Raw genomic sequence first — 16,088 nt, 5'->3', positions numbered from 1 at the left:
CAATCGATATTGTTGATCGATTTGTGCAGCAAACTATCAGAAGGTGATTGATATGAAAATACTTATTGTTGATGATGATAAAGAAATTGTTGAATTACTGAGTATCTATGCTAAAAATGAAGGCTACGAACCAATCACGGCGTTGACTGGGCGAGAGGCGTTGACGAAATTAGCAACGAGTCCTGAGATTGCTTTAATGATCTTGGATATTATGATGCCGAATATGTCTGGTATTGACGTGATCAAGGAAGTTCGTAAAGAGTCGGACATTCCGATTATTGTGGTCTCTGCGAAGACGACGGATATGGACAAGATCCAAGGCCTGATCACAGGTGCCGACGATTATGTGTCTAAACCATTCAATCCGCTTGAAGTCATGGCGCGGGTGAAATCATTATTGCGGCGTGCGAGCGCACAAATGACCTCTAATGAACCAGATCGCTTAGAAGTTGGTCCTTTGATCATCGATAAGGATTCACACGAAGTCACAACTTTGACGAACATTAGTATTCAGCTGACGGCGCTAGAATTTGGGATCCTTTATTTATTGGCGAGTCATCCTAACCGCGTCTTTTCCGCCGACGAGATTTTCGAACGGGTATGGCAACAAGAGAGCATTGTTTCTGCGAAAACAGTTATGGTCCACGTCAGCCATTTGCGCGATAAGATCGAAGAAGCAACTGGCGGCGAAAAAGTGATCGAAACGGTTTGGGGCGTTGGTTATAAGGTGGAAGCGTAATGAAAAATGAACCACAGTCCGTCGTTTTAAAGACTCGAGAGAAGTGGGAACTGATCTTAGAGGGCCTCGTGACGATCGGTCTATTATTGCTGCTCAATTTTGCAGTGATTATTCTGATCGATCAGGCCATTAATTCTAATCAAGGTTTGATCGATGGTATTTATCAGATCAAACAGGCGGTTACGATCGGTCCCTGGCATTTGTGGAGTTGGCAAAGAATATTTTTCATTGCCTTGGCTATATTTGATATTATTGTCGTTTATTGGCGTTTGATTCGCCGTTACCACCAAATGCAGATGCGCCATATTATTGATGAACTTCATTTCATTGCTAGTGGTCACTTAGACCATCGCGTGAACTTGAAAGTCAGTGGTTATCTTAATCAAGTGATCGATAGTATTAATGCATTGGTTGACAGTACCGTTAATTCAATGGTTGAAGAACGTAAGATCGAAGCCAGTAAAGATGAACTGATCACCAATGTCAGCCATGATATTCGCACCCCGTTAACGTCGATCATGGGTTATTTAGGGCTGATCGAGAATGGTCAGTATGAGAATCAAGATGAAATTCTACGATACAATCATATTGCCTTTGAAAAAACTAAGCAGATGAAATCGCTCGTTGAAGATTTATTCGAATTCACTAAAGTTCAGCAGACCCACGCCAAGTTACAGGTCACAACCTTCGATTTAGTTTCAATGTTGGAACAATTGACTGCCGATTTCGAATTGGAGGCTCAAAAACACCAGATCTTGATCGAAGTCGATGTTGTACAGCGGCCGATTATGATGACTGCGGATTCTGGCAAGTTAGTGCGGGTGTTTAGTAATTTGATCGTGAATGCTTTTAAGTATGGTAACGAGGCAACTAAGATCACATTGAGTGCCCATCAAGAGAAAACAGACGTCGTGATCAGTGTCGCCAATGATGGTCGCCGAATTCCTCAAAAAGATCTTGAAAATATTTTCGAACGTTTTTATCGGGTGGAAGGTTCGCGTTCCGCTGAAACAGGCGGTTCCGGCTTGGGACTAGCCATTGCGCGAAGCATTGTTAAATTACACAATGGTGAAATTTATGCCACTTCCGAGGAAAATGAAACAGCCTTTAATATTATTTTGCCACTGAATACAGATCAAGAAGAGAATTAATGGAGGAACGATCGTGAAAACAAAGTTACAACGTTTATTTCTAGCTATTATCCTAGTAGTCAGTGTTTTGAATTATTCAAGTTTTGCCGCAACTGAACAGGTGCAGGCCGCAACGAAGATCGAAGTGCCACAAGCAACTATTGCTGCTAAGGCTGGGATGGCTGTGGATGTAGAAACAGGACAAGTTTTAGCTAATAAAAATAGCGAGACTGCGATGCCAATTGCCTCACTCACGAAATTATTATCGATTTATTTAGTTTTGCAAGCTGTTAAGCAGGGAAAATTAACGTGGAATCAACAAGTTACGCCAACTGCTGATGTGGTGACATTAAGCCGCAATATGGAACTATCTAATATTCCTTTTGAAACAGCTAAATCATACACAGTTAAAGAATTATACGAGGCTAGTCTGATCTATTCTGCTAATGCAGCCGTTATGGCTTTAGCCGATACAGTTAGTGGTAGCCAAGATAAATTTGTCGACGCCATGAAGGCACAATTGCTGAAGTGGGGTATCAAAGACGCTAAGATCGTTAATGCGAGTGGAATGAGCAATTCTTTCCTCGGAGATGCACGTTATCCAGGGACAACTGCCACGGATGAAAATGAAATGAGCGCGCGTGATATTGCGACCGTTGCGCAACATTTGTTGAAAGATTATCCAGAGATTTTAGACGTTACAAGTCAGACTAAGATTGATTTTCACGGAACGGCGTATCCAACTTGGAATTTGATGCTTAAAGGCGAATCTGCAGCTAGTACCGATTTTGCAGTTGATGGTTTAAAAACTGGGACTTCAGATTTAGCCGGTGATTGTTTCGTCGGCACCGTTAAGAAAAATGGGTTCCGGATCATCACCGTGATTTTGAATGCAGATGGTCAAGCTGCCGATCAGCAGAAACGCTTTACTGCAGCGAAGACATTGATGGAGGGCATCTATCAGAATTGGCATCAGGTTACAATTTTGCAACGCAACCAAGCCAACAAACAATTGCCAACGGTTAAAGTTTCGAATAGCAAACAGACTAAAGTTTCCGTTGTGTCCGGACGAACGGTCACGATGTTATTGCCTAAGTCAGTTAAGAAGTCGCAATTGGCCTTTAAGCTAAATAATGAGGATGTTAAGCGAAACGCCCCAATCAAGAAGGGTGCGAATTTAGGTAGCATTCAGTTACCAAATATTGGGACTGGTTACTTAACCGAAGAACAAAATGATTCAATACCGATCTTAGCCAAGACAGCCGTCCAGGAATTATCTTGGTGGCAGAAAGCTTGGCGTAAAATTACCGGCTTGTTTTAGATAGGGTAGATCAAAAAGATCAAGTTGAGCGCTGATCGGTAACGTAACTGCGCTTTGTGGTGTAGTTCAGATGGTCATTACGGATTATTGTGATCTGAACTTTAAAAAGGGGCTTAAAGATGGCAATAACTTTAGAAGCATGTATTTTAATTTTAAAAGAACATCATATTTTAAAAAGTAGCGCAATTCAGGATAATTTAACCCAACGATTTGAAAATGCAGCATATAATGTACAAGAGGTTTTACCTAAGACTTTGTTTTTTTGCAAGAGTGATGAATTTAGACCGATTTATTTACAAGATGCTAAGGATAATGGCGCAATTGCCTATGTTGCTGAGCAGCCGTATGCTGAAGGAAATGGCATGCATGCGCTGATCGTTCGGAATATTCGCAAGGCGATGGCATTATTAGCACAGGCTTTTTATGGTTATCCACAAGATGAATTATTTGTGATCGCATACACGGGTACCAAGGGTAAAACAACTTCGACTTATTTTACGCATGGTATTTTAGACCGCGTCACAGCTGGTAAAACGGCGATGTTTTCAACCGTGGATACGGTGCTAGGTTCTAAGCCAGAAGATCATTTCAAATCCGAGTTGACGACTGCTGAATCGCTGGATCTTTTCCGTAATATGCGATTAGCCGTGGATAATGGCAATACCGACTTGGTGATGGAGGTTTCTTCGCAAGCCTATAAGCAGTTCCGAGTATTTGGATTAACTTATGATGTTGGCTTCTTTTTGAACATTTCACCAGATCATATTGGACCCAATGAACATCCTAATTTTGCCGATTATTTACACTGTAAGCTACAATTACTCGTTAATTCGCGCAAGACAGTTATTAACGCACAGACTGATTATTTTGCGGACGTTTATGCGGCTGCTACAATTACAACAGATCCAGACAGTATCTTTTTATTTGCGGATGATCAATTTGAAGCGCCAGAGGGAATCGAAATTGACTTCCGTTATCATCAAGAAGAAGCCGACCTTTCTAAGAGTCGCTTCAAGTTAACGACGCATACTTTGAAAGCGGAGCAGTTAAAGATTTCCGGTGAATATGCGCTGGATTTGATTGGCGATTATAATTTGAGCAACGCGACTGCGGCGATTATTGGTGCTGGACTTGCTGGAGCAGTATATCCAGATACAGCCTTGGGCATCGCACACGTGAAGATTCCTGGGCGTATGGAAAAATTAGATATTCCTGGACATGGTCGTGTTTATGTTGACTATGCCCACAATTATACGAGTATGATGGCACTTCTATCATTCTTGAAAAAAGAATATGAAGATCCGCGCTTGATCGTTGTTGTTGGTAGCCCAGGTGATAAGGGAATTTCTCGGCGTGAAGGTTTTGCCAAGGCAATTAATCAATTAGTTCCGCGCGTTTATATTACCAACGACGATCCTGGATTTGAAGACCCACAAGAAATTGCGGATCAAATTATCGAAGGGATCAATCGGGACCAAGTTGAAGTTACGGTTGAGCTTGATCGCTCCAAGGCAATTGAAGCTGCGATTCGTGAAAGCAAACCTGACGATGTGGTTGTCCTCGTGGGTAAGGGAACGGATCCTTATCAGAAAGTTCGCGGTGTCGATACGCCGTGGCCGACGGATATGGTCGTTGCTCGCAATGTGGCAGAAAAATTAAAAGACGAACAAATTAATTAGGCTCAAGAAAACAAATAGAGTTGTGACATGTTGAAATAATGTCGCAACTTTTTTTGACGTTAGGATTTTCAGCGAAGGAAGATAGTTATACATGTACCTATGCGCATTTGACGATATTTTTTTAATTGGGTAGACTAGTCAATGTTACTATTTCGAGGAGGTTGCCATCATGCACAGAAAAATTATTGCCGGTTTATTATTAGTGTTTGGAATAACGATATTAACTGCATGTGGAACGAATGCCAAGCCAGCACAAACGCAATCACCGACGGGTAAAATCAAAGTGGTCAGCTCGCTGGATTTTTATGCGGAAATTGCGGAGCATATTCTGGGTGATCAAGGTCAGGTTACCAGCATCATTAATTCTAGTGGCGTAGATCCTCACGATTATACGCCCACAACTAATGATGCCAAGGCAGTTGCAAAATCCGATGTTGCGGTGATGAACGGTGCTGGATACGATGCTTGGCTTGAAAAACTAGTTGATAGTAGTGATCACTCAACAAAATTGATCGATGTTGCTGCAGATGTTCGGCATTTACCTGATGGCGAAAACGAACATTTGTGGTATGATTTTGCCACGATGATCAAAGTGAATCGCTATTTGGTGAAACAGTTTAGCGAATTACGCCCGCAAGAACGCACCACCTTCCAAAAAAATGGCGAAAAATTTTTAGCACAATTAAAACAATTACAGCAGCAAGAAACACAATTGAAGGAGCAGTTTGCCGGCGATAAGGTGATGGTGACCGAGCCTGTTTTCAACGATGTGTTGGTAAAACTGGATATGAAAATTGTCAATCCGGATTTTGCACAGGACATTGAAGAAGGTGCGGATCCAAAACCCGCGGACCTTCAAAAAATGAAGGACCAATTAAAAAATAGGCAGGTGGCTTTCCTAGTGGTGAATAAGCAAGTAGAGAGTTCACTGATCACGGAATTAACGGCGGCTGCAAAAAAATCTGGCGTTCCGATCGTGACCGTTACAGAAACTATGCCTGAAAATCAAACCTATATCAAATGGATGAAGTCACAGCTAGAGCAGCTGGCAAATATTGCCACAAAGGAGTGATGATCATGGCCACAATTGTTACAGTAAAAGATTTATCGATGCATTTTGGGAATAAAGATGTTTTTGATCGTTTAAATTTTGAAATTCAGGCGGGGGAGAAAGTAAGTCTGATCGGTCATAACGGGGTCGGCAAGTCGACGTTAGTGAAGTTGATCATTGGCTTACTTTCGCCGACTTCCGGTCAGATCACATTACAAGATGTTGACGGTCACCCGCTCAAAGTCGGTTATGTACCGCAGTTTCGGAATATCGACGCCGACGCACCGCTGTCGATCAATAGTTTTGTCGCGTTAAATATTGGTAAAAATTGGCATCCCTGGCTGAATAATGCTGAGAAAAAACGCGTGAATGATGTTTTAGAGCAGACAAATTTAATGGCGATCAAACATCGGCCTTTGGCATTAGCATCCGGTGGTGAACGTCAACGCGCGTATTTAGCGCAAGCTTTACTAGGTGATCCAGATTTATTGATCATGGATGAATCCACGGCTAGTATGGACGTTGATGCTAAACAGGTGATCATGGCATTGGTCGATCGAATTGTCACCGAGAAGAAAATGGCATTGCTTTTTGTCAGTCATGATCTGGAATTGACGATTAAATATACCGATCGTTATTTATTATTGCAGGATAAAAAAGTTTCTACGGGTACAAGTGATCAAATTAATCCAGATAGTTTGAAAGGAGCTGAGTAAATGTTTGCCTTTGACTTCATGCGTCACGCGTTTATCGCGAGTACGTTTATTGCTTTAACTTGTGGAATTATTGGGGTATTTGTCGTTGCTCGGCAACTTTCCTTTCTGACTCATATGTTATCTGAAATTGGCTTTGCTGGTGCTGCTTTTGGTGCCTTCATGGGGATTTCGCCGCTGATCGGGATGCTATTGTTTACGTTAGCGAGTAGCGGACTGATCAGTGGACTCTCAGTTGAAAAAGCACGTCGTGAATCAACGATCAGTGCGGTGTCTTCGTTATTTATCGGTTCGGGGATTTTATTTCTAGCTTTGGCGAATCAAAGCTCGAGTTATGCCACTCAAATTTTATTTGGTAGCATTGTTGGGATCAGTTTAAATGGTGTGTGGCAGTTAGTGATTCTCTCACTCGTTGTTTTAGTGACAGTCTGGTTGATTTTTCGGCCACTGTTATTCGATTCGTTTGATCCGGTCGGTGCTCGTGCAAATGGGGTTTCCGCCAACATCGTGAGTTTAGTTTTTTTGATTTTATTGGCAGTCAGTGTGAGCGTCGGTGCCCAAATCGTGGGGTCAATGTTAGTCTTTATCTTAATGACAATTCCCGCGGCAACAGCAAAGACGCTGGGACATAATATTCGCCAACTCCTAACGATTTCAGTGGGTACCGCCTTGATCGGTGTCTGGCTGGGGCTCTGGTTGGCATATATCACCAATTGGCCGGCAACATTTTTCATTGCGTTGATTGAAGTTGTCTTTTATCTAGGCGCCTTATTATTCAGAAAAAAAGCATGAGCACACAAAGAGGTCCGTTCATTATGAACGGACCTCTTTTGCTATAATGTCTTGGCTGCTGATATCAAACCATGTTGACTCGCAGCTTAATCGCGCTACAAAAGATTAAAATCAATGTCTAAATGACAATAACTTAAATCTTAAAACCAAGATTTGAGCTATTGTCGATTTAGCCACTGATTTCAAAGCATCTTTCTTCGCAGCTTTTATTTTAGCAGGCTCTCTAGCTCATTTAAACGTGTCTCAAAGACGTTGAAAGCTGCCTCTAGGTAATTAGGCTGGGTCATGTCGACACCGGCCTTCTTCATGATCTCAATGGCGTAATCGGAGCTTCCTGATTTCAAGTAGTCTAAATAATGTTCGATCGCGTTAGGTTGATCTGTGGTAATCAATTGTGATAAGGATGAAGCTGCCGCAAAACCAGTTGCGTACTGATAAACATAGTAATTGTAATAGAAGTGGGGAATTCGTGACCATTCTAGCGCAATTTCTGGATCTTCCGCAACGGCTGGGCCGTAATAACGTGCGTTCAGGCGACCATAGTGATCACTTAAAGATTCGGCGGTTAAAGGTTGCCCTTCAGCATCTGCAGTATGAATAAAGTGTTCGAATTCGGAAAACTGAGTCTGACGATAAACGGTGCCTTTGAAGCCGTCTAAATAATAGTTCAAGATATAAGCGCGGACTTTCGGATCAGTCTGTGTTTTTAACAAATATTCTGTTAATAAGTTCTCATTAGTTGTTGAAGCAATCTCGGCTAAGAAAATTGGATATTCACCATATTGGTAAGGTTGGTTGTGGCGCGTATACCAACTGTGAACGCTGTGGCCGGTTTCGTGAACCAAGGTGTATAAACTATTGACGCTATCTTGCCAGTTGAGTAATTCGTAAGGAGCCGTGTCGTAGGCACCACCAGAATAAGCGCCGCTACGTTTGCCTTTGTTCTCTACAACGTCGATATAACGGTTGTCAAAAATTTCTTCGACGTGGCTTAAATAATCGTCGCCCAGAATTGCCAGTGCTTTTTTAGCCTCGGCTTTGGCTTCATCAAAGGTGAAATTCAAAGGTGGTTCGCCGGTTAGTGGCACATACATGTCGTACATGTGTAACTCGTCAACACCTAAGATCTTCTTACGCAAATTGACATAACGGTGTAATAACGGTAGATGCTGGTCGACTTGCTTCGTCAAGGTATCATAAACTTGTTCGGGAATATTATCTTTGGCCATTGCAGCGGCGCGGGCACTAGGATAATGATGAACCTTAGCTAAAAAGTTGTGGCGTTTGGTTTCACCGGATAAAGTTTGAGCCAAAGTGTTTTGGAATTGATCGTAAACACTATATAATGCCTTAAAAGCATCTTCACGAACGTCGCGGTCAGTTGATTCGATCAGAGCGCCGTAAAGACCATTTGATAATTGTACGGTTTGGCCATTTTCATCTTCAACGTAAGGGAATTCTAAATCGGAGTTAGTCAAAACGCCGAAGGTTAAGCTAGATGATTCGAAAACTTCTTCGGCACCATTGAGCAATGCTTCGGATTCAGCGCTTAAAACGTGATCTTTAGTTAAACGCAGACTTTCTAAATAATGGGAATAGTCCTGAAGTTTAGGCTCAGCGGCAGTGAATTGAGCTAGTTTTTCATCGCTGATGGCAATTACTTCTGGTTCGACGAAAGCAAGGTCAGCCGAAACATTCGCCACTAAAGAACTAACGCGTGAATTCAAGCCTTGGAAATGATTATTATTAGTATCTTGGTCGCTCTTCATCGAGGCGTAAACATAGGTTTTCTCTAATTTACGAAAAATCGCGTGAGCTTGATCTAAGGCTTGCAGCAGTTGTGCAGCTGAGTCGCCAATTTTATTTTTGAAAGTTTGGATTTGGGTTGCGAGTTGCTTAACTTGTTGGAAGTCGGTCTCCCAATCTTGCTCTGTGGGATAGATCAGTTCCAGATTCCACGTGAGTTTTTCAGGGACCTCAGTGCGAGTTGGTAATGTTTTAACGTCAGTCATTATTGGGCTCCTTATTCTATATGATATGCTTTAATATTATCGCTTTATCTTGAATAACACCAGTAGTAGACGGGAACTTACGCGCGCAAATTTGCTTAAAAGATTTATAAGTTGAGGCGAGAAATATGACGACACGCTAAAAGTGTATTAGGCTGAAAGTTACTAGAGCCGATTACTATTTTCATTAAATTAAAGAAATAAGCGGTCGATTGTGTAATTATAGTTAGAACCGAATGGAGTCGATATAATGGAACGGCAAAAACAACGTAAGCTCAGACGTAATGAATTAATGGCAGTCACCATCGAAAAGGAACCGCGCCATTCAGCCGGCCGGATTTTTTTGATTGGGTTATTTGCGGTGCTCTTTGTTGTGGGTGCTTATGCGCTACGTCTTTATGGACAAACTAAGTCAGCGTTGGATTCGACTTATCAATCGGCGGGTTCGATTCAGTCAGCGGCGGTTTTCAAAAACAAGGAACCATTTTCTATTCTGCTATTGGGCGTTGATACCGGTGCACTTGGCCGGACTTACCAGGGGAATTCTGATACGATGATCGTGGTCACGGTCAATCCGACGACGAAAAAAGTCGTTCTGACCAGTGTGCCGCGGGATACGATGGCTCAAATCAAAGGCATGAAAGAATTTACCGTTGAAAAAATCAACGCCGCTTATATGCATGGCGGTTCTAAAATGGCTTTGGATACTGTCGGTAGTTTATTGAACGTACCGATCGATTATTATTTGACGATCAATATGGGTGGTTTGCAAAAAGTTGTTGATGCTATTGGTGGCGTCGATGTCGATGTGCCATTTGATTTTAGTTATAGTGGTTCGAATTTCACGAAAGGGCAGCAGCATTTGAACGGCACTGAGGCCTTGTCCTACGCGCGGATGCGGCATGATGATCCGAATAATGATTATGGTCGCCAAATGCGTCAGCGCCAAATTATTACGGCGGTGATCAAATCGGCGATGTCGACAGGAACGTTGACCAATTTCAAAGAAGTTTTGGATTCTGTTTCTAGCAACATGAAGACGAATTTGACGTTCAACGATATGATCACCATTTTCCAAAATTATCGTGCGGCTGGTAAATCGATCAAGAGCGACTATATCCAAGGCGTTTCTGCGACGATCGACAACTCATCATATCAAATCGCATCTACAAGTGAACTGCAACGTGTTTCGGATAAGCTACGTTCAGAATTAAGTCTCGATCAGGAAACCTTGGACAATGAAGAGACGCGTCAAAATGAATTGAACGTGACTAATCAGGGCTTTGTTTTCGATAACCCAACGACGGATCAGACGTTTAGTATTTACGCAGAGGACAGTAATTACAGTATTATTTCGTATTAAATGTTGGTTAAAACGGGCGGGAATTTCGGGAGTTACGGTGAAACTTTGTGCTTTGGTCAGAAAGTTAGTATAATAGAGGTAGCGTTTCTAAGGAGGAACCATGTAGATGGCGAAGAAGATCTTAGTTGTTGATGACGAGAAACCTATTTCCGACATTGTAAAATTTTCGCTGGAAAAAGAAGGCTATGATGTTTCTGTAGCGTTTGATGGCGAAGAGGCTCTCAAAAAAGTTGAAGAAGTCGAACCTGATTTAATTATTTTAGATTTAATGTTGCCTAAAATCGATGGTTTAGAAGTTGCACGCGAAGTACGTAAGACCCACGATATGCCAATTATTATGGTAACTGCGAAGGATTCCGAGATCGATAAAGTGATCGGTTTGGAATTAGGCGCAGATGATTATGTTACCAAGCCATTTTCGAACCGTGAATTAGTTGCGCGGGTCAAGGCAAACTTGCGTCGACAAGCGACGGCGGTTGCGGATGCAGATGAAAGCTCACATCATGAAATTGACGTGGGTGATTTGACAATTTATCCTGAGGCTTACGATGTTGCTAAGCGTGGCGAAAAAATTGATCTGACTCATCGTGAATTTGAATTGCTGCATTATTTGGCGAAACATCTCGGTCAAGTTATGACCCGCGAACATTTATTGCAGACAGTTTGGGGCTATGATTATTTTGGCGATGTGCGTACGGTTGACGTGACCGTCAGACGTTTACGTGAAAAAATCGAGGACGATCCAAGCTATCCTAAATGGATCGTCACACGTCGTGGTGTTGGTTACTTTTTGAAGAACCCCGATAATGACTAAAGTGATCAATAAGTATCGTGTAATTAAAAATGATTAGCTCATAATAATGGGGCTAAAACGGGCAAGCTGAGGGTAATCTGGACAGGTGGCGTATTTGGAGAATGCGTTTATTTTGCCAATTGTCTCGTGACCGTTTTAGTCTCTTTTTTTAATTATGGGGGCTCACAAGTTTAAACCCATGGCTTACTCACAACATAATCGTGTTCGAAGGGACTGAAATCAGTGTCTAAGTGCAAATAACTTAAATCTTAAGACCAAGATTTTAGTTATTCGCGACTTAGCCACTGATTTCAACCGTCCCTTCTCACAACTTATCCGAAGGAAGTGAATGTGCGCTGTTTTTGGCGTGGCATCCTGAATGAACGGTAAAATCAAACCATTTCAATCCATACATTTTAAAATTGCGATTGTTTTCGTGCTGCTTTTATTAGTCACCATTGAAATTATTGGGGCTTATTTTGTGAAGCAGTTGGAGCAACAGAATATTACTAATTTCGAAAATTTGGTGACGATCCAGCCGTATATTTCGACGCAGTTGTCGACTGAACTTTCGGATGAAGATACCGAAACTGCTAATCGGAATGTTAAAAATATTGTTGCCGATATCGACAATTCATCGATTTCCGAAGTGCTGGTTGTCGACAACAAGGGCGTTGTTCGTGGCACGAGTAATGCTAACGATCAGGCTAGTATCGGCCAGCGTACACCTAAATCAGATATTAAAAACGTGATTTATGCTAATCGCAAAAAAACGGAGATCACTTCAACGAGTGATGGTAGTTTTTATACCTCAATCACGCCTTTAACTAATCAGAGCACCGATGCTAATCAAGTAGTCGGTGCTATTTACGTCCGCGCGAGCATGGATTCGGTTTATCGAAACATTAATCAAGTCACGGTGATTTTCTTGACTGCCTCTTTGGTGGCCGGGTTATTAGGAATGATTATCGCTATTTTTATTGCGCGTGCGATCACCCAACCGATCGACGAAATGAAAAAGCAAGCGATCCGGATTGCTGATGGTGATTATTCTGGGCAGGTTCGAATTTATGGACACGATGAATTAGGCCAGCTTGCTTTTGCCGTTAATAACTTATCGATCCGTGTTGAAGAGGCTCAAGAAGTTTCTGATGCCGAACGTCGGCGCTTGGATTCGGTTTTGAGTCACATGACCGACGGCGTTATAGCGACAGATCGGCGAGGCAATGTCACAATTGTCAATGAAGCGGCGCAGACTTTCTTGGATGCAACCAGCGACGAGACGATCGGCGAATCAATTTTGACCGTTTTAGGCATTGAAAAAGAATACTCATTGCGTGATCTATTGGAAAATAAACATGACATGGTGATCGAGCCGGATGCACAAAATGAAGATGACGATCCGGTCAGTTCAGAACACGCACGTCATCTGATTTTGCACGTCGATTTTTCTCTTATCCAACGTGAAACTGGATTTATTAGCGGGATCGTTTGCGTCTTACACGATGTGACTGAACAAGAGAAGAATGAACGTGAACGGCGTGAGTTTGTTTCGAATGTTTCGCATGAATTGAGAACGCCATTGACGAGTGTTCGTAGCTACATTGAAGCGCTGACCGATGGGGCTTGGAAAGATGAAAAGTTGGCACCACAATTTCTAAACGTGACTCAAGAAGAAACCGATCGGATGATCCGGATGATCAATGAGCTACTGTCATTATCGCGGTTGGATCAAGGAACGGCCAAGATGGAATTGGAGTATGTCAACTTCAATGAATTCTTCAGCTACATCTTAAATCGATTTGATATGATGATCAAAACGGAACAGTCAGATCCTAAGAAGAAAAAATATCGAATTAAACGCGAATTTACCAAACGTGATCTCTGGGTTGAAATCGATACGGATAAAATGATGCAGGTTATCGATAACATAATGAATAATGCGATCAAGTATTCACCAGATGGTGGCGTTATAACGACGAGATTAATGGAAAGTCATAATAATTTAGTCGTTAGTATCAGTGATCAAGGTTTGGGTATTCCGCGTAAAGATATCTCCAAAGTCTTCGATCGTTTTTATCGTGTGGATAAGGCGCGTTCTCGCAAGCAAGGCGGTACTGGATTAGGCTTGGCGATTTCGAAAGAAGTCGTTGCAGCTCATCATGGCCGAATTTGGGTCGACAGTGCCGAGGGTCGCGGTTCTACATTTTATATTTCTCTGCCATATCAACCTTATGAAGACGGAGGCGAATGGAATGAGGAAAACTAATATATTGGTGCGGATTAGTTTGATTATTGTGGTCCTCATCAGTTTGGTGTTAAGTTATTTGATTTGGACGAATAATCAGCGTTATGAGAAACGTACGGACACACAGACAACGACTAAGCGCGACGTCACGAGTAGTGATACCAATGAGCAAAATTTGGCACAGGTTTATCTGCCCACAGAGATTATTTCGGTTGATAGCAAGTCGCAACATCATTTGATCTACAACCATAAAGAAAGTCTCGTTTCAGAATTACGCGATACCATGAAAACGTGGAAAATTTGGACCGCGCATGCCAGCACGAGCAAGTATGATGAGCTGATCTCTCAATCAAACACGGTTCAGCTTGTTAATCCAGATCAAATTTCACTTCAATTATTTGGTAAAGTCGAAGCGCAGAAGGCGCTGAAGAATGCAATTCGTGATCGTTCATTCACGCGAGTTATTTTCTCAACTGAGGGCGATATTGATAAAGTCTTTTTCGTAAATGATCAGACCAAAAAAATATGGCAAAGCCGAGTGACCGATGCTAAAGTCAGCAAGATATTAAGTCTGTTAAGAGCGGCTGATTATTCGGCCAAGGTCGCTTTGCGGAGCGTCCAAGGTCAGGTGCGCACTTTTTATCCTGAGGGTCTGTCGTTGCGGCCATATAGTTACTTGATCACGCGCCGCAATGAGAATACTTATATTTCGGCGTTGTTAAGCGATAGCGCCAACTCGACGGTCGATACGCGTGAGTCCGGCAACGAGACAACGTATTATGCGGGTAATTATAACGATTACCAATTGCTCGTCGACCACTCAACCGATCAGTTGAAATATACGGATAACACGCAGAGTGATGTGCCTGCAAGTTTGCAAGCTTTGTTGGAGCAAAGTTTCAAAGCGATCAGTGAAGTTGATAACCCCTTAACTGATGTGCGTTTTTTTGACGCAGATACTGATAATAACACCGTGTCATTCCGAAGTTATGTCGAAGGATTTCCAATTTTTCAACAGAGTGACTTCGGTGCGTTCAAGGTCAGTTACACGAATACAGGCAGTCAAGTTGATTTTTCTAGTCGAATTCTGCAAGTCCCAATTCCAGCGACGACTAGTCGTGTAGCTTTGCCATCAACACAGTCGGTGCTCGACACTCTGAAAAACGCCGGTTACGCCACGGATAAGATTCAAGATATCATTGTTGGTTATCGGTGGGTCCCAGATACAGAGTCAACAGATATTATCGATCTCAAACCAACTTATTACGTTCAAATTGGTGGTAAGTGGCGGGATTATCAAGATTGGCTTGCGGATAAGTCGGAGGTGAAATAAGTGGATTTTCGTCGAATCGAATGGATTTTTCTCGTTGTTTTCATCGCGCTGGATATTTTTCTGGCAGTGTCTTATTCACAAAACAATAATAATATCGTGATCACCGAAGATCCTGGGACTTCGACCAGTGATACAATTCTGCAAGATATGCGTGATGACAATATTACGGTAGGTAGTCTTTCAACTAAACAAGGCGAAGGTTATTACCTGTCAACACAGAACGAGGATGAATTGCGAACGCATCTTGATCGTTTAGTTGGTCAGACCTATTCATATAATGCCATGACGCACACGTTGACTAGTAAATTTACCACGGTGTTGAGTTACGATCAGGAAAAAATGGTCGCTGAATTAAAGTCGTTCGTCAAAGATGAAAACAATGTGATTTTTGGCAAGGAATACACTTATGAAGCCGCACTGTCGGATCCTAAGAAAGATATTGTATTCGTGCAAAAATCGACGCACGGCGTGATTCTGGATACGCAAGCCGAATTGATTTTCAAAATTTCAGGTAATAATGTGACGGGCTATACGCAAACTTATATTTCTGACTTGACCGTGTTGCGTGAGAAACAAACGGCGATCAGTGCTTTCGAAGCGGTGCAATTATTATATATTTCTAGCGAAATTCCGCAGAATTCGAAAATTGTTTGGTATAAACTCGGTTATTCTGAATTGATCGACGTGCGTGGTAGTGTTATTTATGTTCCGGTGTGGAATATTATGATTGAACATAAAGATACGAAAAATGAGTCGCTTAAAAAGGTTAACGCCTTTTCAAGTACGGTGATCAAGAATCAAACCACGTCTACGAGCACAACTTCTTCAAGTACCACGAGCAGTTCCAGCTCAGTTGTGACGAGTAGCGCCGACAGTTCAAATAGTAGTGTTCAATGAGAATTAAGGTAGAATAGAAG

At 42.2% G+C, this 16,088-nt stretch carries 13 protein-coding genes; 12 read left to right on the top strand and 1 reads right to left on the bottom strand.

The annotated features are described in order from the left end of the window. Positions 1-52: 52 nt before the first annotated feature. From EKM67_RS05150 to EKM67_RS05120, 7 genes are all read left to right on the top strand, one after another. Positions 53-739 (top strand): response regulator transcription factor, encoded by a 687-nt coding sequence (locus EKM67_RS05150; RefSeq protein ID WP_125577936.1) that lies wholly within the window; start codon positions 53-55, stop codon positions 737-739. Continuing rightward, on the top strand, positions 739-1,890 hold the full coding sequence (locus tag EKM67_RS05145) for a sensor histidine kinase (protein WP_125577934.1): 1,152 nt from the start codon (positions 739-741) through the stop codon (positions 1,888-1,890). The genes EKM67_RS05150 and EKM67_RS05145 overlap by 1 nt, the downstream gene beginning before the upstream one ends. A 13-nt stretch (positions 1,891-1,903) precedes the next feature. Continuing rightward, complete coding sequence (locus tag EKM67_RS05140; RefSeq protein WP_125577932.1) at positions 1,904-3,190, top strand: serine hydrolase; 1,287 nt, start codon at positions 1,904-1,906, stop codon at positions 3,188-3,190. A 119-nt stretch (positions 3,191-3,309) separates the two neighbouring features. Beyond that, positions 3,310-4,869: a UDP-N-acetylmuramoyl-L-alanyl-D-glutamate--2,6-diaminopimelate ligase gene (locus tag EKM67_RS05135; RefSeq protein ID WP_125577930.1), complete on the top strand. Its 1,560-nt coding sequence runs from the start codon at positions 3,310-3,312 to the stop codon at positions 4,867-4,869. 169 nt (positions 4,870-5,038) lie between these two features. Beyond that, on the top strand, positions 5,039-5,941 hold the full coding sequence (locus EKM67_RS05130) for a metal ABC transporter solute-binding protein, Zn/Mn family (RefSeq protein WP_125577928.1): 903 nt from the start codon (positions 5,039-5,041) through the stop codon (positions 5,939-5,941). Between the two features lie 5 nt (positions 5,942-5,946). Continuing rightward, entirely contained in the window at positions 5,947-6,636 is a 690-nt protein-coding gene (locus EKM67_RS05125) for a metal ABC transporter ATP-binding protein (RefSeq protein ID WP_164506574.1), read from the top strand. Continuing rightward, positions 6,637-7,425: a metal ABC transporter permease gene (locus EKM67_RS05120; protein WP_125577924.1), complete on the top strand. Its 789-nt coding sequence runs from the start codon at positions 6,637-6,639 to the stop codon at positions 7,423-7,425. It begins immediately after the preceding gene. A gap of 206 nt (positions 7,426-7,631) precedes the next feature. Here EKM67_RS05120 and pepF read toward each other — a convergent pair whose 3' ends face one another. Further along, positions 7,632-9,437 carry an oligoendopeptidase F gene (pepF, locus tag EKM67_RS05115; protein WP_125577922.1) on the bottom strand — a complete coding sequence of 602 codons (1,806 nt, stop codon included), beginning with the start codon at positions 9,435-9,437 and terminating at the stop codon, positions 7,632-7,634. Positions 9,438-9,684: 247 nt separating this feature from the next. Between pepF and EKM67_RS05110 the strand changes: the two genes are divergently transcribed. The 5 genes from EKM67_RS05110 to EKM67_RS05090 all read left to right on the top strand — a co-directional run bounded on the left by EKM67_RS05110 (position 9,685) and on the right by EKM67_RS05090 (position 16,068). Beyond that, complete coding sequence (locus EKM67_RS05110; RefSeq protein ID WP_125577920.1) at positions 9,685-10,797, top strand: LCP family glycopolymer transferase; 1,113 nt, start codon at positions 9,685-9,687, stop codon at positions 10,795-10,797. Positions 10,798-10,903: 106 nt separating this feature from the next. Next, the gene (gene yycF, locus EKM67_RS05105) at positions 10,904-11,611 is read left to right on the top strand and encodes a response regulator YycF (RefSeq protein WP_125577918.1); all 708 of its coding nucleotides are present in this window, start codon (positions 10,904-10,906) and stop codon (positions 11,609-11,611) included. 358 nt (positions 11,612-11,969) lie between these two features. Beyond that, positions 11,970-13,859, top strand: a complete 1,890-nt coding sequence (walK, locus tag EKM67_RS05100; RefSeq protein ID WP_125577916.1) for a cell wall metabolism sensor histidine kinase WalK — start codon at positions 11,970-11,972, stop codon at positions 13,857-13,859. Then, the gene (locus EKM67_RS05095) at positions 13,846-15,171 is read left to right on the top strand and encodes a YycH family regulatory protein (protein WP_164506573.1); all 1,326 of its coding nucleotides are present in this window, start codon (positions 13,846-13,848) and stop codon (positions 15,169-15,171) included. Before walK ends, EKM67_RS05095 begins: the two co-directional genes overlap by 14 nt. Beyond that, positions 15,172-16,068, top strand: a complete 897-nt coding sequence (locus EKM67_RS05090; protein ID WP_125577912.1) for a two-component system regulatory protein YycI — start codon at positions 15,172-15,174, stop codon at positions 16,066-16,068. The last annotated feature ends 20 nt before the right edge of the window (positions 16,069-16,088 follow it).

This window comes from Lapidilactobacillus mulanensis (assembly GCF_003946215.1).
Lineage (GTDB): Bacteria > Bacillota > Bacilli > Lactobacillales > Lactobacillaceae > Lapidilactobacillus > Lapidilactobacillus mulanensis.
The sequence above is the reverse complement of the archived record's forward strand: the minus strand, read 5'-3'. Positions and strand labels throughout refer to the sequence as shown.